Source organism: Paraburkholderia yinzeri, from assembly GCF_046581065.1.
Taxonomy (GTDB): Bacteria; Pseudomonadota; Gammaproteobacteria; order Burkholderiales; family Burkholderiaceae; genus Paraburkholderia.
The window spans coordinates 1-23,612 of the sequence record NZ_JBFOCJ010000003.1; the positions used below are offsets into that span (position 1 = coordinate 1).

The window sequence follows — 23,612 nt, forward strand, 5'->3', positions numbered from 1 at the left end:
GCGAGTCGGAAGAGGAGATCACGTCGGCGCTGCTCGACGCCGATGTGCTGCCGTCGATCCAGGGCGCCATGGACGTGATCCACGGCCGTTCGGTCACCGTCACGTCGAACGGCGAGGCGTACTACGTCGGCTCGCTTTCGCCCATCGAATATCTGCGCTGGGTGCTCTCGTCGCATCCGTTCCTCCTCGTGCTCTCCGGCGTGTTCGCGGCTATCGTGATCGCGGCGCTTTTCTACCGTTTCCTGCGTGCCGTCGCGTCGCGCCGCCTGAAGGATTGAAGGATTGAGATGGCCCCCACGCCCGCTTTGCTCGCTGCCCACCGAGCGCGCCGATTTCGCCACGCTTGCCGGCTCATCTGTGGCTTGGCACTCGCTGCCGTGACGACGTTCGCTCATGCCGCCGCGGCCGCTTGCGGCGACTGGACCTCTTACCGCGCGTTCGTTGCGCGCTTCGTGCAACCGGACGGACGCGTGATCGACTACGCAACGGCCGTGCAGCAAACGACCTCGGAGGGCCAGTCGTACGCCATGTTCTTCGCCCTCGTGGCGAACGATCGCGCCACCTTCGACCGCCTGCTCGCCTGGACGCGCCAAAACCTCGCGGGCGGCCAGTTCGACGCGAACGACGTCCGGCTGCCGGCCTGGCAGTGGGGCAAGCGCCCGGACGGCTCGTGGGGCGTGCTCGACCCGAACCCGGCCTCCGACGCCGACCTCTGGATCGCTTACGACCTGCTGCAGGCGGGGCGCCTGTGGAATGCGCCCGACTACACGGCGCTCGGCACGGCGCTCGCGGCGCAGATCGCGAAGAGCGAAGTGACCGACCTCGCGGGGCTTGGGCCGATGCTGCTGCCGGGGCCGCAGGGCTTCGTCAATGGCGGCGTGACGCGCCTGAATCCGAGCTATCTGCCGCTGCCGTTGCTGCGCGGCCTCGCGCACGACCTGCACGGCGGCCCGTGGACGGCGCTCGCACAAAGTACGCTGAAGATGGTGACAAGCACGGCGCCGCGCGGCTTCGCGCCCGACTGGGTCGCCTGGCACGAAGGCCAGTTCGTCGTCGATCCGAAGACGGGCGACGTCGGCAGCTACGACGCTATTCGCGTCTATCTCTGGGCCGGCCTCGCGGCCCCGTCCGACCCGCTTGCGAAACCTTGGCTCGACGCGGTGCGCGGCATGGACGAGCGCGTCGCGCAAACCGGCGTGCCGCCCGAGAAAGTCGCGGCGACGAGCGGGACCGGAACCGGCGAAGGGCCGCTCAGCTACTGGGGGGCACTTGCACCTTATTTCGCGGTGCTCGGGGACACGAAGAGCCTCGCGCTCGCGCGCACGCATCTCGCCGCGCTCGATGGCGGTACGCCGGGCCGCGAGCCTGTTTACTACGACCGCGTGCTCGGCCTGTTCGGCACGGGCGCGATCGATGGCCGCTACCGCTTCGACGCGAACGGGCAGTTGATCCCGTCGTGGAGGGGCGCATGCGAGTGAAGACGCGAGACCGCCGAACCGGTGCTTCCATGTTGCGACGCTCGTCGTCTGTTGCCGCGCTTGGAATGGCGCTCGCGCTCGCGGGTTGCCTCGCGCTGACGCCGGTAGCGCATGCCGCGATGCCGGACCCGTTGCAGGCGCTGATCGCACAAGGCAAGTACTGGCAGGCGCATGGCCGCGGCGACCTTGCAGAGCAGGCCTGGCAGAAAGTGCTGCGCATCGATCCGAAGCAGCCGGACGCGCTGTTCGGCATGGGCATGGTCATGGCCGACCGCAAGGACGGCGGCGGCGCGGAACAGTACCTCGAAAAGCTGCGCGAGGCGGCGCCCGACTATCCGGGCATCGACGAGCTGGGACGGCGCCTCGGCCAGACCAGCCCGCGCGACCAGACCGTGAACGACGCGCGGCGCCTCGCGCAGATGGGCAAGAGCGCCTCGGCGGTCGAGCAGTACCGCAACGCGCTGGGCGGCAAGCCCGCGACGCCTGAACTGCGGCTCGAGTACTACCAGGCGCTCTCGGCCACGCCGAGCGGCTGGGACGAGGCGCGCAAGGGCCTGGAAGAACTCGCGCGCGAGAACCCCGACGATCCGCGCTACGCGCTCGCCTACGCGCAGCACCTCACGTATCGCGACGCCACGCGCCGCGACGGTATCGCGCGGCTCGAACAGCTCGCGGGCGACAGCAAGGTCGGCCAGGAGGCGCGCGCAAGCTGGCGCCAGGCATTGCTGTGGCTGGCGGCGCGGCCTTCCGACCAGCCGCTCTACGACGCCTACCTGAAGCTCGTGCCCGACGATCCGGCCGTGAAGGCGCGCTACGAGAGCATGGTGAAGCAGGATCAGGCGGGCCGCCTGCAGGCAGAAGAAAATGCGGCGAACGACGCGCGCGGCCGCACGATCGGCCAGGGCTTCGCCGCGCTCGACCGCGACGATCTCGTCACGGCGCGTGCGCGCTTCGCTGCTGTGCTCGCATCGTCGCCGAACGACAGCGATGCGCTGGGCGGCATGGGCATCGTCGAACTGAAGCAGGAGCATTTCGAAGCGGCGCGCAACGACCTCGAACGCGCGTCGCGCGCGGGGAATCCGGCGCGCTGGCGCGAGGCGCTCACGAGCGCGACCTACTGGACTTATACGAGCGAGGCGATCGGCGCGCAGAGCAACGGCGACTTCGCGAAGGCGAAATCGCTGTACGAGCGCGCCATCGAGCTCAATCCTTCCGATGTCACGGCCCAGGTGATGCTGGGCGAGGCGCTGCTCGCCAATCGCGATCCCCAGGGCGCGGAGCAAGCCTTCCGCATGGCGCTGCGCCGCCAGGCCGACAATCCGGATGCGATTCGCGGCCTCGTGGGCGCGCTCGCCGCACAGGGCCGCGGCGACGAGGCCTTGCAGTTCGCCACCCAGCTCACCGCCGAGCAGCAGGCGAAGGCGGGCGGCCTCGACCGCCTGCGCGGCACGGCGGAAGCGGCCCAGGCGCGCGAAGCCGAAGCGCGGGGCGACCTGGGCACCGCGCGCAGTCTGTTCGAAGACGCACTCGTGAGCAATCCTGACGATCCATGGCTGCGGCTCGATCTGGCGCGCATCTACGTGCGCCAGGGCGCCGTGGGCACGGCGCGCAGCATGATGGACGGCTTGCTCGCAACCCACCCCGACATGGTGGATGCACTCTATGCGAGCGCGCTGCTCTCCGAGCAGACCAGGGACTGGTCGAACGGGCTGCGCCTGCTGGACCGCATTCCCGTCGCACAGCGCAACGAGGCCATGACCGAACTGCAGCATCGCCTGTGGGTCGGCCAGCAGGTCGATCTTGCCACGCAGATGGCGAAGCGCGGCCAGACCCAGCAGGCGCAGGCCATCCTGCGCAACGCTGAGCCTGTCGCGCTCGCCACGCCGTCGCTCGTCGGCGAGCTGGCGGGCGGCTACGTGGCCGCGGGCGATCCGGGGCGCGCGCTCTGGCTCGTACAGGGCGCAATGTCGACGGCGCCCGGCGATCCCGGCCTGCAGTTGCAATACGCGGGCATTCTGCTCGCGAGTCATCAGGACGCACTTCTCGGCGACGTGATGCGGCGTCTCGCGACGATGCCGCTCACGCCCGGGCAGCGGACCGACTTCGACAACCTGAATCTCACCATCGTCGTGCGTCAGGCCGACAAGGTGCGCACCGGCGGCGATCTGGCAAGCGCCTATGCGGTGATCGCGCCGTGGCTGGCGGCTATGCCCGACAACCCCGACCTGCAGGCCGCGCTCGCGCGGATGTATTCGTCGGCGGGAGAGCCCACGAACGCGCTGAAGTGCTACCAGGTCGCGCTTGGCCGCCGTCCCGACGACCTCGGCCTGCAAACCGCGGCGATCTACGCGGCCACGGCCGCGAAGGACTGGCGCATGGCCGGGCAGACCGCGACGACGGCGCTCGCAGCCGCCCCCGACGACCCGGATCTGCTCGCGGCCGTTGGCCGAATGTATCGCGCCGAGGGCAAGCTGTCGCTGGCGGCGCAATACCTGAAACGCTCGCTCGTGGCGAGCACGACACCGCCGGGTGCGCGCATCGCGACGTCCGCGTCGAACGTGCCGCGCGGCTGGGAGGCGCTCAGCCGGCCCATTGGCGCCAATCCGCTGCCGGGCACCAATCCGTTCGAAGGCAAGACGGCGATCGACACCGCCGGGGCCTCGTCGGCCACCGACGCGGGCTCGACAGCGCCGCTGCCGGCGGCGCCCGCCTGGTCCACTCTTTCGTCACCCGTCACGACCGTGCCTACTCCGCCCCCGCCGGCGCAAAGCGCGCCGTTTGTTGCACCTTATGTTGCGCCCGCCGGGGCCAACTCGGGATACCAGCCGTTGCCCGCGACGACTGCGCAGGCGAACGCGCCGGCTGCCGCCGCAGTCGACGGCTACGGACCCGATACCTACGGCTCCAGTGCCTCGGGCGCGCCCGTTCCCGCGCAGCCCCTGCAACCGTATGCGCAGTACGCGCCGAACGTACCGAACGCGCAGCCTTATTCGCAGCCTGCACCTGCCGCACCGTATCCGCCGCAACAGGAGCCCTATGCGGCGACGCCGTGGCCGATGTCGCCCGCCGCGCAGCAGGCCCAAAGTGCCTACGCTTCCGTACCGCCGCTGCCGCAAGAAGCCCCTGCGATAAAGCGCACCACAACTCAGGCACGCAAGTCGTCCAAAGCCAGCCGCGAAACGAACGCGCAGCGGCCACAGCCACCGCAGTGGCCACAACAGCAGCAATACGCGCCCGCATATGGCCAGCCGCAACCTTATGCGCAAGGCTACGGTCAGCCGTACCCGCAGCAGCCTTATCCGCCGCAGGGCTATGCGCAGCAGCCGTATCCGCAAGGCTATCCCCAGCAAGGCTACGCGCCACCGCCGTATCTGCAGCAGCCCTATGTGCAGCCGTACGCGCCGCAGCCCTACGTGCCCCAGCCGCCTTACCCGAATCCGGCGACTCAGGCACAACAGGGTTATGCCGCGCAGCAGTACATCCCGCAACCGCCGGCAGGCTACGCCCAACCGTATGCGGCGCCTGCGGCCGGCGCCGCTGAGGCCGCACCCACGCAGCAGCAGGTGGCGAACTCGCAGACGCTCGGCGTGGCGGAGGAGCTTGCGCAGGTCAATCGCGAAGAGGCGAGCACGATCACGGGCGGCCCGGTGTTCCGCAACCGTGCAGGCGAGGACGGCCTGACGAACCTCACCGACATCGAGGCGCCGATTCAAGGCAGCATCAGAGCTGGCAACGGCCATGTCGTCGTCACGGCCACGCCGGTCACGCTCGACGCGGGCACGGCGTCCAGCAGCCTCTCGACGGCCGCGCGATTCGGCTCGGGTCTCTCGGGCCCGGGGCCCTATGGCAACTTCGGTTCGCAGACGGCAAGCGGCGTAGGGCTTTCGGTCGGCTACCAGACAAGTTCTCTGAAGGCCGATATCGGTGCGACACCGCTTGGCTTCCGCTACGAGAACGTGCTGGGTGACGTCGAGTACGATGGCGGCATTACCGACAAGGTCTCCTACTCGCTCGCGGTCACGCGGCAGGCCGTGACCGATAGCCTGATCTCGTACGCGGGCGCGCGCGATGACCAGGCGGGGCTCGAATGGGGCGGTGTCGTGAAATCGGGCACGCGTGCGGCGCTCAGTTGGGACGATGGCACGAGCGGTCTCTACGTGAACGGCCAGTTCCAGTACTACGACGGCCATCATGTGGAAGACAACTACGAAGGCAAGGCTGGCGGCGGCGCGTACACGCGTCTCTACCAGGATGCCGACCAGAGTCTCATGGTCGGCCTGAACGCCACGTGGATGAGGTTCAGCCAGAACCAGTCGTATGTCACATACGGGCAGGGTGGCTATTTCAGCCCGCAGCAGTATGTGATCCTGAATCTGCCGCTGGAATATGCCGGTCGCACGGGCGCCTTCACGTATGACCTGAAGGGCTCCATCGGCGTGCAGCACTACCGCGAAAACGCCGTGGCGTACTTCCCGCTCGACCCGACCATGGAGAACAACGCGGCGTCCACCATGAACGCAGACAACTCGGCGTCAAATCCGCTCGATGCGAACGCCGTCTACCCGGGGCAAAGCAAGACGGGCGTTGCCTATTCGCTGTTCGCCAACGGCGAATACCGGCTCGCGCCGCAGCTCACGGTGGGCGCGCTGGCTTCGTTTGGCAACGCGTACGAGTACCGCGAGTGGATTGCCGCCGTGTATTTGCGCTACAGCTTCACGCCGCAGTCGGGCCAGCAGCCGTTCCCACCGAAGCCCTTCATGTCGCCGTATCTGACCAATACGGATTAATGCGCGGATGCGGCCTACTCGAGCCGCTCCAGTGCTTCGGCGCGGATCATCTGCGCGAGATTCGAGGGGCGTCCACGCGTGCTGCTCACGGGATGGTAGATGCTGTCGCCGCGCGAGATGGGCTTGCCGGTCAGCGCGCACACGCCGCGCGAGCGGGCCGCGCGCTGCACCCAGCGCTGCTCGCGATAGTTGCCGCCCGTCGAATCGCGCCACGAAATCGACACGGCTTTCTCGCCGATGCGCTCCACGAAGGTCACTACGGCATTGCGCCCATAATCCGAAACCGCGCGCGCACTTCTCGGTGCCGGCGCTTCGACCAGTGCCTCCTCGTCATGCGCGGGCTCATAGACCTCGCCGTGGTCGGCGAGCTGGCCGAGCCGCGAGATGGTGGCTGTCCACGGATCGCCCACTTCCCGATCCCCGGCCCCGACACCACACGCCTGCGGACATAGCGGATACGCGGGCGCCGCTTGCCTGGATGATGTCGTTCGTAACTGGCTCACGTCGAATCCCTCCGGTGCTTGTGCGATCTCGCCGGTATCGTATCTGCCATGTCTGGCAGGATAAATCCCGATTCCCCAAATACACAGTTTGGGCTCGCCAAACAATGGCAATCCTGTCAGGTTCGAGGGACGCGGCGCGTTCGCCCGGGCCGCTGCGGATGCTTTGTCATCCACGCGGTTCGGGCTCGGGGGGGGGGAAGGCAGATTCGGACTTCTGATCAATGGCGCGTTTTGGGCAAGCGCTCACCAGCGCCCGGGCAGCCACGCAAGCTGGGCCTCGATCGCCTCGCCAGGCGCGAGCACCGTGCCGCCCACATCCAGCCGTTCCGCGCGCAGATTGAGCCAGTCGGTGGTGTTGCTGACCGGCTCGGCGCAGAAATAAGGCAGTCCCGCCGGCGTGAACAGCACGAAATAGTCGAGCGGCGCGCCCGCGCGCAGCGTGAGGCGCCGGCCCGCGTGCGGCCAATCGATCACCGCCTCGTGGCGCCAGCCGGAAAAGTTGTTGTCGAGATCGAAAGCGTCGATGGGGAGGCCGGCCTGCAGGGCATCGACGGCCGGATGCGCGTTCAGCGAAACCGGCAGCACTTCGGTGTCGATCTCCCACATCGCGCGCACGCGCGCGGCGATCCGCGTGCCCGGCGGCCGCGGATAGTACGGGTGGTGGCCGAACCCGAACGGCATCGGCCGCGCCGCCAGATTGCGCGCCCAGAGGCGCACGCTGAGCCCTGCCTCGTCGAGCACGATATGCTGGCGCGCCTCGTAGCGGAACGGCCAGCCCGCGTGAGCGTCGTGCCGGGCGTGGGGCTCGTGCACGAAATGGAGCGTGACACTGGCCGTTTTGCGTGCTTCCACGCGCCAGGGCCGGCGCCACGCATGGCCGTGCAGAGCGTGGCGCAGCGCACCGGTGCCGCTCGGCAGATCGATCATTTCGCCTTCGAAGCGGAAGCGGCCGTCGCGGATGCGGTTGCAGTACGGCATCAGCGGGAAGCTGGCCATGCCGAGCGGATCCTGCGCATCGAGCGCCGCGCGGGTGGCCGGACGCAGCCAGTGGAACGTGTCGCCGCCGCCCGCTTCGTAGAACGCGGCGATCGAGCCGCCCACGTGGGGCGCGACGAGCGCACGCGTTGCGCCGCAAGCCAGCGTGACAAGCCGGCCGTCGTCGAGCGCGGCGGCATCGAAAGGCGGATCCTGCGGCAAGGGAGGCTCGATAGGCGCATCGCCGGTGTGGGCGGTACGGCGCGAGCCGGGCGGCTGGGCAGTCAAATGATCGCTCTCCGGGTGGTTCACGAACGCATAAAATTATTACTAATAATCGTTAATATACTCGTGAAACGCAATGAGTGGCGATTGTAAAAAATGGCGACATACTCCAATTGATGGGCCAAATTATTAGTGCTACGCTGCGACCCATTACCCGCGCGCGCCCGAAGGCCGCTCCGCTTGCCGCGAGGCCGCGCAGCCTATCCTGCTTCCGATGAAAAAATCGACCCAGCGCCGTCCGACCATGACCGACATCGCGAAAGCCGCGGGCGTGTCGCAATCGACGGTTTCGCTTGTTCTCAACGGCGCGGTTGGCGCCAAGCTCTCCGAGGCGACGCGCCGCAAGGTGCTGGAGGTCGCGCAGTCGCTCGGCTACCAGTTGCCGATCCGCGCCGCGCAGCCCGCGCCCGCGGGCGACCGCAACCTCATCATCTATATCGCCGACGAAGTTTCCACGAGCCCGCACCCGGTCGTGAGCATCGACGGCGCGCGCGACGCCGCCTGGAACAACGGCTGCGTGCTGGCGGTGTTCTCGACGCACGGCAATGCGCAGATGGAGCAGCGCGTGCTGCAGACGCTCGCCATGCCCAACGTGCTCGGCGTGATCTACGCGACGGTGTACACGCGCAAGGTGACGGTGCCGCCCGCCCTGCTGAAGGTGCCGGCCGTGCTGCTCAACTGCTATTCGTCTGATCACGTGCTGTCCGCGGTCGTGCCGGCCGAGGTGACGGGCGGCCACACGGCCACGGAGTACCTGATCCAGGCGGGCCACCGGCGCATCGGCTTCATCAACGGCGAGACCTGGCAGGACGCCGCGAAGGACCGCCTGAAGGGCTATCGTCAGGCGCTCGCCACCGCCGACCTGCTCTACGACGAACAACTCGTGCGCGACGGCGACTGGAGCCCCGGCAAGGGCTTCGAGCTCACGCTCTCGCTCATGCGCGAGCCCAATCCGCCCACGGCGATCTTCTGCGCGAACGACCTGATGGCGACCGGCGCGATCGAGGCGCTCAAGCAGCTCGGCTTGCGCGTGCCCGAAGACGTGTCGGTGATGGGCTACGACGACCAGGAAATCGCGCGTCACACCCATCCGGCACTCACCACGGTCGTGCTGCCGAACTACGAACTGGGCCGCTGGGCGGTCGAAACGCTGCTGCAGGAGGAGCAAAACCGCAGCGCCGGCGCGCCCGTGCGGCGGCGCGCCGTGAAGCTCGACGGCCCGCTCATCGAGCGGGCTTCGGTCTGCGCGCCCAACCCCGCCTCCCCCGTGAATACCCTCATTAATATCGTCGATAATTAACTGGTAATATTAGTTGGAGAAGTGGCCGTAATAATCCGGCGCAGCGCGTCGGATCCAGCAAGAGAACGAGAACAAGTGACCGGCCGGAGCGAGGTCTGCAACCCGCGCCGCCAAGGACTATTCACGGAGACGGAGACAGCCATGCGTCATCAACGTATTCAGTCAGCCCTTATCGCCGCAGGGTTCTGCATCGCGGCGGCCAGCACCGGTAGCGCGTGGGCCCAGTCGGGCAGCGACGCGCAGAAGGTGCAATCGAATTCCTCTGAAACCTGTACGAACCCGAAGCCGGGCAGCATGAAGCTGAGCGACATGGTGGTCGGCTTCTCGCAGTCCGAAAACGAGCAGAACCCGTTCCGCGCGACTGAAACGGCTTCGGTGCGTGCGGCGGCGAAGGCGGCCGGCGTCAAGCGTCTCCTCTACACGAATGCCAATGCGAACCAGGCCAAGCAGGTGGCCGACATCGAAAGCATGATCAACCAGGGCGCGCAGGCGCTGATCATCGCGCCGAACGATTCCACCGGCCTGCAACCCGCCTTCGCCCAGGCGCGCGCCAAGGGCATTCCGGTCGTGACGATCGACCGCCTGACGGCCGGCACGTTCTGCGACGACTACATCACCTTCCTCGGCTCCGACTTCTACAAGCAGGGCGAGCGCGCGGCCAAGGCACTTGCCGATGCGACGGGCGGCAAGGCGGTCATTGCGGAAATCCAGGGCGGCTACGGCAACACGGTCGAAAGCCAGCGCACCGACGGCTTTGCCGCGGGCCTGAAGGCGTATCCGGACATGAAGATCGTTGCCGCGCAAACGGGCAACTGGTCCACGACCGAAGCGCAGAAGGTGATGGAGCAGATGCTGCTCGCGCATCCTGACATCAACGCGCTCTACACCCATGCCGACACCATGACCCTGGGCGCGATCACGGCGCTGCGCCAGGCCGGCAAGCTCAAGGACGTGAAGATCGTTTCGATCGACGGGACGAAGGACATCGTCACGGACATCTCGCAAGGTGTCGTGGCTGCCGACGTCGAGACGAATCCGCGCTTCGGCCCGCTCGCGTTCAAGTCGCTCGAGGCCTGGTTCGCAGGCCAGCCGGTGCCGCAAAAGCAGATCATGGACGACGCGCTCTTCGACAAGACCAACGCACAGCCTTCGCTGGCGGCGGGCAAGGTCTACTGAGCCGCGCGCGAACCATGACGACAGGCGCCGCCGCAAACCCCGCCCAGACCGACGCCGCCGTGCTCGAAACACGCGGCGTTTCGAAGACCTTCGGCGTGGTGCGCGCGTTGCGCGACGTGTCGCTCACGTTGCGCGCAGGGGAGGTGCATGGGCTTGTCGGCGAGAACGGCGCGGGCAAGTCCACCCTCATCAAGATCCTCACGGGCTTTTATCAGCCCGATGCGGGCGGGCTGATGCTCGACGGCGCCGCGGTGGCTTTCGACAGCCCGCGCGGCGCGCAGCAGTCGGGTGTATGCGCGGTGTATCAGGAAATCAACCTGATTCCCGAGCGCAGCGTGGCCGACAATATTTTTCTGTGCCACGAGCCGAAAAGATTCGGCATCCTGACCGACAGGAAGCGGATGCTCGAACGTGCGGCGGAGATCGTGCAGCGCTACCGCCTGGCCGTCGATCCGGCGGCTCGGCTCGGTTCGCTGGGTCTCGGCGCGCAGCAGATGGTAGCGATTGCGCGCGGCGTTTCGTTGGGTGCGCGCGTGCTGATTCTCGATGAGCCCACGTCTGCACTGAGCGGCGCCGAAGTCGACGTGTTGTTCGAAGTCGTCGACCAGTTGCGCGCCGAGGGTATTGCGTTGCTGTTCGTGAGCCATCGGCTTTCCGAATGCTACCGGCTGTGCGATCGCTTCACGGTTATGCGCGACGGCGCCGTGGTGCGTACCGGCACGCCCGAGGAGTTGCCGCGTAGCGCCCTGATTGCCGCGATGCTCGGGCGCGAGAGCGCGGGCGAGCACGCGTGGTCGGAACGCGAAGGGCGTGTCGATGCCGGCGCCGACGTGACGCCGGCACTCGATGTCGCGCATCTGCAATGGGGCAATCGCGTGCGCGACGTCTCGCTGCGCGTGGCGCCCCGCGAGATTGTGGGGCTGGCGGGCCTGCTCGGTTCCGGGCGCACCGAAACGTTCAAGACGATCTTCGGCGCGCAGAAAGCGGACGCGGGCGAGGTCGATATCGACGGGCAGCCGCTCGGTCACGCCACGCCGGCTCGCTCGATCGCGCGCGGCCTCGCGTTCCTGTCCGAAGACCGCCGCGCCGAAGGCATCTTCCCGCGCCTTTCCGTGCGCGAGAACATCGTCGCGAGCCTGCTGCCGCGCATCTCGCGATTCGGCTTCATCTCGCGCGCAAAAGAAGCACAGCTCGTGCGCGAATCGATTGCGCGGCTTGGCATCAAGACAGCCGGCCCCGGCGCGCCCATCTCCACGCTTTCGGGCGGCAACCAGCAGAAGGCGCTGATCGCGCGTTGCCTTTCTACGCGTCCCACCGTGCTGCTGCTCGACGACCCGACACGTGGCATCGATGTCGGCGCGAAGGAGGAGGTCCATCGCGTCGTCCAGCAACTGGCCGAGGAGGGGCTGGCGGTGGTGGTGACATCGTCGGAGATGGAAGAGCTGCTTGCGCTGACCGACCGTCTCGTGGTGCTCAACGAAGGGGCGACCCAGGGCGGCATGCCGACGAAGGGCGCGCATCCCGACGACGTGCTCGCCGTGCTCGCGGGACCGGGCACGGACGGCACGCCATGAACGCGGCACGCCCGGACGAGGCACAATCGACGACAACGGCACCGATGGCGACCAACCTTGAATCGAACGAGGAACGCTTGAGCCCCTCGAATTTTCCCGCACCGCGCGCACCTTCGGGTGCCTCGGACACGTCGCGCTCGTTTGCGTGGCGCACGGTACTGCGCGAGCACAGCGTCTATGTTGCGCTGGCGGCGCTCGTGGCGTTCAACCTGGTGGTCACGCCGGGATTCTCGAATCCGTTTGCGGCACGCAGCCTGCTCTTCGAGGCAGCGCCTATCGTGCTGATCGCACTCGGCCAAAATCTGGCGATTGCGACACGTGGCATCGACCTCTCGGTCGGGTCCGTGATGGCGCTTTCCAGCGCGGCGATTGCGGTGTTCCTGCCCTATGGCGTGGGCACGGCGATGATCGCGGCGGTGGGCATGGGGGCGTTGGTCGGGCTCTGCAACGGGATGCTCGTCGCGCTGCTCGCCATCGATCCGCTCATTTCCGGTCTCGCGCTGCTCGTTGCCGCGCGCGGCCTCGCGCAGGCGCTTCTGGGCGGCTCGCGCGTGAATCTGCCCGATGCCGGCGCGTTCGACCTGCTCGGCGCCGGCTCGTTCGGCCCGATTCCCATCGTCATGCTCATTGCGCTCGCATTCGCCGTGATCGTGGCGTTCGTGGTGCGGCGCACGACCTTCGGGCGCTACACGATACTCGTGGGCGCGAGCCGCAGCGCCGCTTTCCTCGCTGGCATTCCGGTGCGGCGCACGCTGTTCCTTGTCTATGCGGCGAGCGGCACGCTCGCGGGACTCGCGGGCCTTTTCGCATCGGCGCGGCTGGGCGCAGCCGATCCCAACTATGTTGGCGTGAACTTCGAACTCGACGCCATTGCTGCCTCGGTGATCGGCGGTACGCCGCTCTCCGGCGGCCGTATCTCGATCGTCGGCGCCGTGTTCGGCGTGCTGCTGCTGCAGGTGCTCGACGCGAGCTTCATCATGAACAACATCAGCTTCACGTACGCGCAGATTCTGAAGGCGGTGTTTATCGTGGTGGCGCTGTACCTGCAACGCTCGGGAGCCTGAGGCCATGCCCTTCGCCAATGCCGCCACGACGCCCGCCGACGCACACGGCTCCCGCCGCGCCCAGCTCATCGCGCTCGTGCAGTCGCGTGGCGCGATCGGGATGCTCGTCGTGGTCGCGCTGATTGCGGGCATGGTGTTTCCGGATTTCCTGAAACCCGCCAATCTCGCCGATATCGTTTCGAACAGCGCTTTCCTCGGGCTGGTTGCCGTGGGCCAGAGTATCGTGATCATTCTGGGCGGATTCGATCTCTCGGTCGGCTCGATGGTCGGGCTCGGCACCGTGCTGGCCGCCTATGCCGCGCCGTATGGCTGGGGGGCGGCCATGTTGGCTCCCGTGGCGGCCGGCTTTGTGGTGGGACTCGTGAACGGCGTGCTGATCGCTCGGGCGCGCATGGCGCCGTTCATCGTCACGCTGGCGGCGTTGCTTGGGCTCAAAGGCTTCGCGCTCGTGCTCGCGAGTCAGGACCTGCTGATTGCGAATCCGGGGTTCCTCACGCACATCGCCAACGGCTCGATCTTCGGTGTGAACAATCTGATCTGGGTAATCGTGGTGATCTACGGCCTCGGCGGGTTGCTCCTCAATCACACGCGCTTCGGCGCGGCGATCTTCGCGATTGGCGGCAACGAGGAGGCGGCGCGCATGCTCGGCGTGCGTGTCGAACGCGTGAAGATCCTGGCTTATGGATTGAGCGGCGCGCTTGCGGGACTGTCGGGTGCGCTGCTGGCCTCGCATCTGGATTCGGGTCTTTCGGGCGCCGGCACGGGCTATGAGTTGCAGTCGATTGCGGCGGCGGTGATAGGCGGTGTGCTGCTGACGGGCGGCGTCGGGACCATGGCCGGACCGCTCGCCGGCGTGTTGCTGCTCGGCGTGATCGATAACGTCATCAATCAGGTGGGCACGCTGAGCCCGTATTACCAGAACCTCGCGAGCGGAGCATTCCTGCTCGCGGCGGTGATCGTCCAGACGGTGCTGACCGGGCGTCGTCACGGCGCCGCGCGCGCAAGCGGTTCGGGTAGTGGCCGCGTTGCGCGCAAGACGGCGAGTTCCTGACAGCGACCAGCCGGCGCGTTGATGGTGTCGGCCGTCTTCCTCTCCTGCATGACTTTCCTCACTCTTGCGAGACGGACAGCCTGACGCGCGTCGGGCCCTCCGTCTGCGCGGTGATTTCGGTCCGGCTGCCGCGAGCGCCGATATAGAAGTGCTGGCGGCTCGGCGAGTTCAGGTCGTGCGTCGCGTCGGGCAGGCATGCGGCAATGTCGGCGCCGACGCCCTCGAGCGGATTGCCACCGCTGTCGACGCCGGTATTGCGAGTGCTCCATTCACATTGATATGTGCCGCGAGTCGTCGAGCAGCGGGCGTCGTCGCCATAGGGCTGTGCGACCGAGCGTCCATCGTTTGGGTCGAGCGACGCGAAGTGTTGCGGTGCCGCGGCGACGATGCGCTTGAGCGCGGCACAAGGGCTCGCGCTGTCGTCGGCGTGCGCGACGGATTGAGCGCACAGGGCAGTGGCGAAGCAGAGCGAGGCGCCGACGGAAATCTTCAGGATGATCGGATGCATGGCGTGTTGCTGCGTTGACGCAGCGTCTCCCGGCTGATGCGACGCTGTTGGAGCCGCAAGCGTCGTGCCGGGAACGGTCGTTGCGTGACTTCTCTTCTCGCTTCCTTTCCCTATAGGTAGCGAAAGGAGAGCACGACATGGAACGCCGAACGATACGGGCGGAGGCTGTGGCCGCCGCTGCGCTGCTGATTGGACTGACCTTCACACTGACTGGCCATGCCGCGACCGAGGAGGAGCAGGATCGAGCGTGTCGTGGCGACGCATTTCACTTCTGCGCGAGCGAAATACCCAACAAAGAAAAGATTGAGGCGTGCATGAAGCAGCACTACGACGAGCTGTCGCCGCCATGCAAGGCGATGTTCGGGAAGAAGCCGAGGAAGCCGTGACCAACCGATGCCCACTAGCCCTGTTCGCAGGTTCTCAAGATATTTTCAAAAAGGGGCTTGACGGACCTTCGACCGTTCTCCATAATCTCGTTTCTCTGCTGCAGACGCAGCGACGCAGGAAGAAGCCGGCAGTTGATGAGTTTTAGCGGCGTTTTTGCGAACGATCTTTAAAAATTTACAGCCGACAGGTGTGGGCGCTTGATGCGGTGGGCGGGCCGGTGGATTCTTCGGAGTCTGTCGGAAAGCACAAGTATCAAGAGTCTCACACTAAAGTAAGTCAGGTTTTTGAATTTATTCAGAACCTGTCAGCTTTGAGTGAGCGACCTGTTCCGAGAGGGACAGAAAACAGTAACAGGTTTGAACTGAAGAGTTTGATCCTGGCTCAGATTGAACGCTGGCGGCATGCCTTACACATGCAAGTCGAACGGCAGCGCGGGAGCAATCCTGGCGGCGAGTGGCGAACGGGTGAGTAATACATCGGAACGTGTCCTGGAGTGGGGGATAGCCCGGCGAAAGCCGGATTAATACCGCATACGCTCTGAGGAGGAAAGCGGGGGATCTTCGGACCTCGCGCTCAAGGGGCGGCCGATGGCAGATTAGGTAGTTGGTGGGGTAAAGGCCTACCAAGCCGACGATCTGTAGCTGGTCTGAGAGGACGACCAGCCACACTGGGACTGAGACACGGCCCAGACTCCTACGGGAGGCAGCAGTGGGGAATTTTGGACAATGGGGGCAACCCTGATCCAGCAATGCCGCGTGTGTGAAGAAGGCCTTCGGGTTGTAAAGCACTTTTGTCCGGGAAGAAATCCTCTTCGATAATACCGGGGGGGGATGACGGTACCGGAAGAATAAGCACCGGCTAACTACGTGCCAGCAGCCGCGGTAATACGTAGGGTGCGAGCGTTAATCGGAATTACTGGGCGTAAAGCGTGCGCAGGCGGTGATGTAAGACCGATGTGAAATCCCCGGGCTTAACCTGGGAACTGCATTGGTGACTGCATCGCTGGAGTATGGCAGAGGGGGGTAGAATTCCACGTGTAGCAGTGAAATGCGTAGAGATGTGGAGGAATACCGATGGCGAAGGCAGCCCCCTGGGCCAATACTGACGCTCATGCACGAAAGCGTGGGGAGCAAACAGGATTAGATACCCTGGTAGTCCACGCCCTAAACGATGTCAACTGGTTGTCGGGCCTTCATTGGCTTGGTAACGTAGCTAACGCGTGAAGTTGACCGCCTGGGGAGTACGGTCGCAAGATTAAAACTCAAAGGAATTGACGGGGACCCGCACAAGCGGTGGATGATGTGGATTAATTCGATGCAACGCGAAAAACCTTACCTACCCTTGACATGGATGGAAGTCTGCCGAGAGGTGGATGTGCCCGAAAGGGAGCCATCACACAGGTGCTGCATGGCTGTCGTCAGCTCGTGTCGTGAGATGTTGGGTTAAGTCCCGCAACGAGCGCAACCCTTGTCCCCAGTTGCTACGCAAGAGCACTCCGGGGAGACTGCCGGTGACAAACCGGAGGAAGGTGGGGATGACGTCAAGTCCTCATGGCCCTTATGGGTAGGGCTTCACACGTCATACAATGGTCGGAACAGAGGGTTGCCAAGCCGCGAGGTGGAGCCAATCCCAGAAAACCGATCGTAGTCCGGATCGCAGTCTGCAACTCGACTGCGTGAAGCTGGAATCGCTAGTAATCGCGGATCAGCATGCCGCGGTGAATACGTTCCCGGGTCTTGTACACACCGCCCGTCACACCATGGGAGTGGGTTTTGCCAGAAGTGGCTAGTCTAACCGCAAGGAGGACGGTCACCACGGCAGGATTCATGACTGGGGTGAAGTCGTAACAAGGTAGCCGTATCGGAAGGTGCGGCTGGATCACCTCCTTTCCAGAGCTTTCTGCTCACTGCGTGTTAAGCGCTCACACTTGTCGGCTGTAGAAAAGACAGACTCAGGGGTCTGTAGCTCAGTCGGTTAGAGCACCGTCTTGATAAGGCGGGGGTCGATGGTTCGAATCCATCCAGACCCACCACTGTCTGTGGACGGGCAGATCCCTTGAGAATGTGACTGGGGGATTAGCTCAGCTGGGAGAGCACCTGCTTTGCAAGCAGGGGGTCGTCGGTTCGATCCCGTCATCCTCCACCAATCCTTAATGCCTAGTGTCCGGTTTGAACACAAACCGGGTATTACGCATTGGCGATTGAGCCAGTCAGAGCGGTACGTAAAGTATCGGCTGTCGTTCTTTAACAATCAGGAAGAAGTAGTAAAGAGATTCATCTGAACGCGTCTAGAGATGGGCGTCAGTAAGTGAATCAGGGTTGTGATTGTATCGAAGTATTTTTTAAGTGATCGAAAGATTGCTTTGGAATACGGCACAACGCGAAAACTCAGCCTGTAGCGAGTGAGTCCGGACGTGGCAACACGAAAGAGACACACCCGTTATAGGGTCAAGCGAACAAGTGCATGTGGTGGATGCCTTGGCGATCACAGGCGATGAAGGACGCGGTAGCCTGCGAAAAGCCCCGGGGAGCTGGCAAACAAGCTTTGATCCGGGGATGTCCGAATGGGGAAACCCACTCCGTATGGAGTATCCGTAGCTGAATCCATAGGCTACGTGAAGCGAACGCGGCGAACTGAAACATCTAAGTAGCCGCAGGAAAAGAAATCAACCGAGATTCCCAGAGTAGTGGCGAGCGAAATGGGATCAGCCTGTACTCTTTATCTGAACTGTTAGCCAAACACTCTGGAAAGTGTGGCCATAGCGGGTGATAGCCCCGTAGGCGAAAACAGATTGGAAGAACTGGGTGTACGACAAGTAGGGCGGGACACGTGAAATCCTGTCTGAAGATGGGGGGACCATCCTCCAAGGCTAAATACTCGTGATCGACCGATAGTGAACCAGTACCGTGAGGGAAAGGCGAAAAGAACCCCGGGAGGGGAGTGAAACAGATCCTGAAACCGCATGCATACAAACAGTCGGAGCCTCGCAAGGGGTGACGGCGTACCTTTTGTATAATGGGTCAGCGACTTACATTCAGTGGCGAGCTTAACCGGATAGGGCAGGCGTAGCGAAAGCGAGTCCGAACAGGGCGATTAGTCGCTGGGTGTAGACCCGAAACCAGGTGATCTATCCATGGCCAGGTTGAAGGCACGGTAACACGTGCTGGAGGACCGAACCCACTAACGTTGAAAAGTTAGGGGATGAGCTGTGGATAGGGGTGAAAGGCTAAACAAACCTGGAAATAGCTGGTTCTCTCCGAAAACTATTTAGGTAGTGCCTCGTGTCTCACCTTCGGGGGTAGAGCACTGTCATGGTTGAAGGGTCCATTGCGGATTACTTCGCCATAGCAAACTCCGAATACCGAAGAGTGCAATCACGGGAGACAGACATCGGGTGCTAACGTCCGGTGTCAAGAGGGAAACAACCCAGACCGCCAGCTAAGGTCCCCAAATATGGCTAAGTGGGAAACGAAGTGGGAAGGCTAAAACAGTCAGGAGGTTGGCTTAGAAGCAGCCACCCTTTAAAGAAAGCGTAATAGCTCACTGATCGAGTCGTCCTGCGCGGAAGATGTAACGGGGCTAAGCCATATACCGAAGCTGCGGATGCACATTTATGTGCATGGTAGGAGAGCGTTCTGTAAGCCTGCGAAGGTGCACCGGAAGGTGTGCTGGAGGTATCAGAAGTGCGAATGCTGACATGAGTAGCGATAAAGGGGGTGAAAGGCCCCCTCGCCGTAAGCCCAAGGTTTCCTACGCAACGTTCATCGGCGTAGGGTGAGTCGGCCCCTAAGGCGAGGCAGAAATGCGTAGCTGATGGGAAGCAGGTCAATATTCCTGCACCGGCGTGAAATGCGATGGGGGGACGGATCGCGGAAGGTTGTCCGGGTGTTGGAAGTCCCGGTCGCTGCATTGGAGAAGGCGCTTTGGCAAATCCGGGCGCAGGATTCAAGGGTGTGGCGCGAGCTTCTTCGGAAGCGAAGCAACTGGAAGGGGTTCCAGGAAAAGCCTCTAAGCTTCAGTTTCACGTTGACCGTACCGCAAACCGACACAGGTGGGCGAGATGAGTATTCTAAGGCGCTTGAGAGAACTCGGGAGAAGGAACTCGGCAAATTGGTACCGTAACTTCGGGATAAGGTACGCCCTGGTAGCTTGACCGGCCTGCGCCGGAAGGGTGAAGGGGTTGCAATAAACTGGTGGCTGCGACTGTTTAATAAAAACACAGCACTCTGCAAACACGAAAGTGGACGTATAGGGTGTGACGCCTGCCCGGTGCCGGAAGATTAAATGATGGGGTGCAAGCTCTTGATTGAAGTCCCGGTAAACGGCGGCCGTAACTATAACGGTCCTAAGGTAGCGAAATTCCTTGTCGGGTAAGTTCCGACCTGCACGAATGGCGTAACGATGGCCACACTGTCTCCTCCCGAGACTCAGCGAAGTTGAAGTGTTTGTGATGATGCAATCTCCCCGCGGCTAGACGGAAAGACCCCATGAACCTTTACTGCAGCTTTGCATTGGACTTTGAACCGGTTTGTGTAGGATAGGTGGGAGGCTGTGAAGCGGGAACGCCAGTTCTCGTGGAGCCGTCCTTGAAATACCACCCTGATCTGTTTGAGGTTCTAACCCTGGTCCGTGAATCCGGATCGGGGACAGTGCATGGCAGGCAGTTTGACTGGGGCGGTCTCCTCCCAAAGGGTAACGGAGGAGTACGAAGGTACGCTAGGTACGGTCGGAAATCGTGCTGATAGTGCAATGGCATAAGCGTGCTTGACTGTGAGACTGACAAGTCGAACAGGTGCGAAAGCAGGTCATAGTGATCCGGTGGTTCTGTATGGAAGGGCCATCGCTCAACGGATAAAAGGTACTCTGGGGATAACAGGCTGATACCGCCCAAGAGTTCATATCGACGGCGGTGTTTGGCACCTCGATGTCGGCTCATCTCATCCTGGGGCTGTAGCCGGTCCCAAGGGTATGGCTGTTCGCCATTTAAAGAGGTACGTGAGCTGGGTTTAAAACGTCGTGAGACAGTTTGGTCCCTATCTGCCGTGGGCGCTGGAAGTTTGAGGGGGCCTGCTCCTAGTACGAGAGGACCGGAGTGGACGAACCTCTGGTGTACCGGTTGTCACGCCAGTGGCATTGCCGGGTAGCTATGTTCGGAAGAGATAACCGCTGAAAGCATCTAAGCGGGAAACTCGCCTCAAGATGAGACTTCCCCGGAGCTTCGAGCTCCTTGAAGGGTCGTTCGAGACCAGGACGTTGATAGGTCAGGTGTGGAAGCGCAGTAATGCGTTAAGCTAACTGATACTAATTGCCCGTAAGGCTTGATCCTATAACAGGTGTGCCTCGCTCCCGACGTGGAGTGAAGTGCGCACAGGTTGAGAGATCGGTGTTGTGCCACAAACAACACAACCCCAACAAGAAACCTCTTTACGCTTCTTCCCGACTGGCTGTGGCGCAGGAAACTGCGACGCAGCAACCCGTCATGCCTGATGACCATAGCGAGCTGGTCCCACCCCTTCCCATCCCGAACAGGACCGTGAAACAGCTCCACGCCGATGATAGTGCGGATTGCCCGTGTGAAAGTAGGTAATCGTCAGGCTCCTCATGCTGTAACCCGGAACCCCGGCCTCTCCCACAGAGCGCCGGGGTTTCGGCGTTTACGCACTCCACTCGCCGGACCCCGGCAGCCCGCGCAAATCCCGCGCACAAAAAAACCGTCCCGAAGGACGGCTTTGTCATCCTGGCTGGTGCGAAACCGATTCAGTGCGCGCTGTCCTGCAACCGATTCGGTGGCCGGCATCACGGATATTTCCTGCCGGCGGAAGGTGCCAACGACATTGTGTTGGCGTTATTCTCTTTCCCAAGCTTGGCTTTGTCGCCATCCCGACGTTCAAGCAAAAAGGCCCGTCACAACCGTGACGGGCCTTTCCACAAATAACTTCAGTCAGCACAACGAAAAACCGCTCAACGCTCCAGGAACGGCCGCAGCTTGTCGGCCCGGCTCGGGTGCATGAGCTTGCGCATCGCCTTGCTTTCGATCTGGCGGATCCGCTCGCGCGTCACGTCGAACTGCTTACCCACTTCTTCGAGCGTGTGATCCGACGTCGTGTCGATGCCGTAGCGCATGCGCAGCACCTTCGCCTCACGCGGCGAGAGCGCCTTGAGCGCCTCGTCGATCGCGGCACGCATGTTCGCGTGGATCGCCGCGTCGGCAGGCGAAGCGGAGCCGGCGTCTTCGATCATGTCGCCGAGCGTCGCGTCGCCGTCGTCGCCCACCGGGCTTTCGAGCGAGACGGGCTGCTTCGCGATCTTCAGGATGCCGCGCACCTTCTCTTCGGTCATGCCCATGCGTGCGGCCAGATCCGCCGGATGCGCTTCCATGCCCGTCTGTTGCAGGATCTCGCGCGAGATGCGGTTCAGCTTGTTGATCGTCTCGATCATGTGCACCGGCACGCGGATCGTGCGCGCCTGATCGGCGAGCGCGCGCGTCACGGCCTGGCGCACCCACCACGTGGCGTAGGTCGAAAACTTCCAGCCGCGTCGGTATTCGAACTTGTCCACGGCCTTCATGAGGCCGATGTTGCCTTCCTGGATCAGGTCGAGGAACTGCATGCCGCGGTTCACGTACTTCTTCGCGATCGAGATCACGAGACGCAGGTTGGCCTTCACCATCTCGCCCTTGGCCTGGCGCATCTTGGCTTCGGCGGCGGTCATGCGGCGGTTGATGGCCTTGATCTGCTGCAGCGAGAGCGACGCGGCGGCTTCGATTTCGGCGAGCTTGTTCTGCTCGGCCTGGATGGCCGGCAGGCTGCGTTCCATCGAGGGGCCATACTTGCTCGACTTCGCGGCCATGCGCGTGGTCCAGTCGAGTTCGGTCTCGTGGCCCGGGAACTGCTCGACAAAGGTCTCGCGCGGCATGCCGCAGCGATCCACCACGATGCTCAGCACGTTGCGCTCGATTGCGCGAATTTGCGCCACCTGGGCCTGCAGCAACTGGCAGAGGCGGTCGATCGTGCGCGCCGTGAAACGGATCGGCGCGAGCTCGCGCTGGATATCTTCGCAGATCTTCATTTCGGCGGCCGATGCGCGCGCTTCCGAATCGGTCGTGCATGCCATCTGGTCGAAGAGCGTACGCACGCGCGTGAAGATCGCGAGGCTGTCGGCCTTCAGCTGCGCGAGTTGCGCTTCATTGGCCTTGTTGGCGTCAGCCTCGCTGTCCTCTTCGTCGGAGCCGTCGCTTTCTTCGGCGTCGTCAGCCTGCGCTTCGATCTCCGCACCGTCTTCGGCGTCGGCTATTTCGGCCTCGGCTGCCGGCTCGTCGCTGCCGATGCCGTCGACGAGTTCATCGATGCGCATCTCTTCGGCCTCGATGCGATCCGCGTCCGCGAGGATCGTCGCGACGATCGACGGGCACGCCGCGATCGCCTGAATCATTTCCTGCAGGCCGTCTTCGATGCGCTTCGCGACTTCGATTTCGCCGGCGCGCGTGAGCAGTTCGCTCGAGCCCATTTCGCGCATGTACATACGCACGGGGTCGGTCGTGCGGCCGAACTCCGAGTCGACGGTCGAGAGCGCGACTTCGACTTCCTCGTCCGCTTCGTCGTCGCTTTGCGTGTCTGCGCGCGCTTCGTCGTTGAGCAGCAGCGTTTCGGCGTCGGGCGCTTGCTCGTAGACCTGCACGCCCATGTCGTTGAACGTGGCAACGATCGTTTCGAGGGCGGCCGTCTGCGCGAAGTTGTCGGGCAGATGGTCGTTGATGTCGGCGTGCGTCAAATAGCCGCGTTCGCGGCCGAGCTTGATCAGCGCCCGCATCTGATGCTGACGCTTTTCGAGTTGCGAGCTTGTGTCCAACTGAGTCGTATCGCCGGCCTTCTCTTTCGAGGCGCGGCGGGCAGGGCGGGCAGACGAGGCCAGCACGTCGTCCCGGTCATGGCTTGTCAATACGTTCTCCTTGAAGAGGGGGCCTGACAAGGGCAAAAAGAGTCACGCGCCAGCGGCGTTGCGTCCTGGCGAAGACGAAATTGCAGGGGAGTAGGCGGGGGCGAATGCCGGTTCCGCCGGGCGAACGCCAGACGCACAGGGCGTGAGGCGGCCTGAATTTTCGTGCAATGCAGAAAGATCGCGTATGGTAGTGCGTTACGCCATGCGAGGCAACCTGAATCGTCGTGTGTAACGCACAGTTTCGCATTCGCATAGGGTCGGATTACCACGCCGGCTGAACCGCACCGGTTTCCAGTCGATTTTCGACGCCGGAAAGTGCGATCGGTTCGATCGAATCCTCTGATCAATAAGCGTGCGCACTGCTTTCCGGCCCTCAATCGCGAATGGCGACCCTATGATGAACGCGTTTGCCCGATGACTGGTTGACCGCCGCAACGTCCAGCAAAAGCGTGGCGCCGCTGGGCGCCTGTTCCGCAATTGAGGCCTCGAACGCCGAATACAAGCGGCCGGCCGTGTCGCGCACGTTGCCGCTTTCCGTGGCGATCAGTCTTCGCGTGTCGCGACAGCGCCCGTCAAGTCCAGTAAC

At 63.7% G+C, this 23,612-nt stretch carries 12 protein-coding genes, 2 tRNA genes, 3 rRNA genes and 2 pseudogenes; 15 read left to right on the forward strand and 4 right to left on the reverse strand.

Annotation, left to right across the window (positions count from 1 at the left end; translation table 11 throughout):
* The 3 genes and pseudogenes from WJ542_RS26775 to WJ542_RS26785 all read left to right on the forward strand — a co-directional run.
* A pseudogene (locus WJ542_RS26775) lies at positions 1 to 278 on the forward strand (cellulose biosynthesis cyclic di-GMP-binding regulatory protein BcsB); the annotation flags it as partial.
* A 9-nt stretch (positions 279 to 287) separates the two neighbouring features.
* Positions 288 to 1,478, forward strand: a complete 1,191-nt coding sequence (bcsZ, locus tag WJ542_RS26780; protein WP_411192568.1) for a cellulose synthase complex periplasmic endoglucanase BcsZ — start codon at positions 288 to 290, stop codon at positions 1,476 to 1,478.
* 29 nt (positions 1,479 to 1,507) lie between these two features.
* The gene (locus tag WJ542_RS26785; RefSeq protein ID WP_411192570.1) at positions 1,508 to 6,265 is read left to right on the forward strand and encodes a cellulose synthase subunit BcsC-related outer membrane protein; all 4,758 of its coding nucleotides are present in this window, start codon (positions 1,508 to 1,510) and stop codon (positions 6,263 to 6,265) included.
* Between the two features lie 14 nt (positions 6,266 to 6,279).
* On the opposite strand, the gene WJ542_RS26790 is transcribed toward WJ542_RS26785, so the two are convergent.
* Positions 6,280 to 6,675 carry a DUF3331 domain-containing protein gene (locus tag WJ542_RS26790; RefSeq protein WP_411192571.1) on the reverse strand — a complete coding sequence of 132 codons (396 nt, stop codon included), beginning with the start codon at positions 6,673 to 6,675 and terminating at the stop codon, positions 6,280 to 6,282.
* A gap of 336 nt (positions 6,676 to 7,011) precedes the next feature.
* Positions 7,012 to 7,977, reverse strand: a complete 966-nt coding sequence (locus WJ542_RS26795) for an aldose 1-epimerase (RefSeq protein ID WP_411193496.1) — start codon at positions 7,975 to 7,977, stop codon at positions 7,012 to 7,014.
* Positions 7,978 to 8,242: 265 nt separating this feature from the next.
* On the opposite strand from WJ542_RS26795, the gene WJ542_RS26800 reads away from it, so the two are divergent.
* From WJ542_RS26800 to WJ542_RS26820, 5 genes are all read left to right on the forward strand, one after another.
* Positions 8,243 to 9,328 carry a LacI family DNA-binding transcriptional regulator gene (locus WJ542_RS26800; RefSeq protein WP_411192572.1) on the forward strand — a complete coding sequence of 362 codons (1,086 nt, stop codon included), beginning with the start codon at positions 8,243 to 8,245 and terminating at the stop codon, positions 9,326 to 9,328.
* 141 nt (positions 9,329 to 9,469) lie between these two features.
* A complete protein-coding gene (locus WJ542_RS26805) occupies positions 9,470 to 10,504 on the forward strand; it encodes an ABC transporter substrate-binding protein (RefSeq protein ID WP_411192573.1) in 1,035 nt (344 codons plus the stop codon).
* A 14-nt stretch (positions 10,505 to 10,518) separates the two neighbouring features.
* Positions 10,519 to 12,078, forward strand: a complete 1,560-nt coding sequence (locus WJ542_RS26810) for a sugar ABC transporter ATP-binding protein (protein WP_411192574.1) — start codon at positions 10,519 to 10,521, stop codon at positions 12,076 to 12,078.
* 44 nt (positions 12,079 to 12,122) lie between these two features.
* Positions 12,123 to 13,142 (forward strand): ABC transporter permease, encoded by a 1,020-nt coding sequence (locus tag WJ542_RS26815; RefSeq protein WP_411192575.1) that lies wholly within the window; start codon positions 12,123 to 12,125, stop codon positions 13,140 to 13,142.
* A 4-nt stretch (positions 13,143 to 13,146) separates the two neighbouring features.
* Positions 13,147 to 14,193, forward strand: a complete 1,047-nt coding sequence (locus tag WJ542_RS26820; RefSeq protein WP_411192576.1) for an ABC transporter permease — start codon at positions 13,147 to 13,149, stop codon at positions 14,191 to 14,193.
* Between the two features lie 58 nt (positions 14,194 to 14,251).
* Here the strand turns inward: WJ542_RS26820 and WJ542_RS26825 are convergent, their stop codons facing one another.
* Positions 14,252 to 14,701, reverse strand: coding sequence for a hypothetical protein (locus WJ542_RS26825; protein WP_411192577.1), 450 nt, complete (start codon positions 14,699 to 14,701; stop codon positions 14,252 to 14,254).
* A 137-nt stretch (positions 14,702 to 14,838) separates the two neighbouring features.
* On the opposite strand from WJ542_RS26825, the gene WJ542_RS26830 reads away from it, so the two are divergent.
* The 7 genes and pseudogenes from WJ542_RS26830 to WJ542_RS26860 all read left to right on the forward strand — a co-directional run.
* A complete protein-coding gene (locus WJ542_RS26830; RefSeq protein WP_411192578.1) occupies positions 14,839 to 15,087 on the forward strand; it encodes a hypothetical protein in 249 nt (82 codons plus the stop codon).
* Positions 15,088 to 15,446: 359 nt separating this feature from the next.
* A 16S ribosomal RNA gene (locus WJ542_RS26835) occupies positions 15,447 to 16,977 on the forward strand.
* 66 nt (positions 16,978 to 17,043) lie between these two features.
* Positions 17,044 to 17,120: transfer RNA gene (locus tag WJ542_RS26840), tRNA-Ile, on the forward strand.
* A 37-nt stretch (positions 17,121 to 17,157) separates the two neighbouring features.
* Positions 17,158 to 17,233: transfer RNA gene (locus WJ542_RS26845), tRNA-Ala, on the forward strand.
* A gap of 300 nt (positions 17,234 to 17,533) precedes the next feature.
* Positions 17,534 to 20,414: ribosomal RNA gene (locus tag WJ542_RS26850) — 23S ribosomal RNA — on the forward strand.
* 156 nt (positions 20,415 to 20,570) lie between these two features.
* Positions 20,571 to 20,684 (forward strand): 5S ribosomal RNA (gene rrf, locus WJ542_RS26855).
* The 16S, 23S and 5S rRNA genes sit together here with 2 tRNA genes alongside, the layout of an rRNA operon.
* A gap of 183 nt (positions 20,685 to 20,867) precedes the next feature.
* Positions 20,868 to 20,957, forward strand: a pseudogene (locus tag WJ542_RS26860) (NIPSNAP family protein); the annotation flags it as partial.
* Positions 20,958 to 21,049: 92 nt separating this feature from the next.
* Here WJ542_RS26860 and rpoD read toward each other — a convergent pair.
* Complete coding sequence (gene rpoD / locus WJ542_RS26865) at positions 21,050 to 23,026, reverse strand: RNA polymerase sigma factor RpoD (protein WP_411192579.1); 1,977 nt, start codon at positions 23,024 to 23,026, stop codon at positions 21,050 to 21,052.
* Positions 23,027 to 23,612 lie beyond the last annotated feature (586 nt).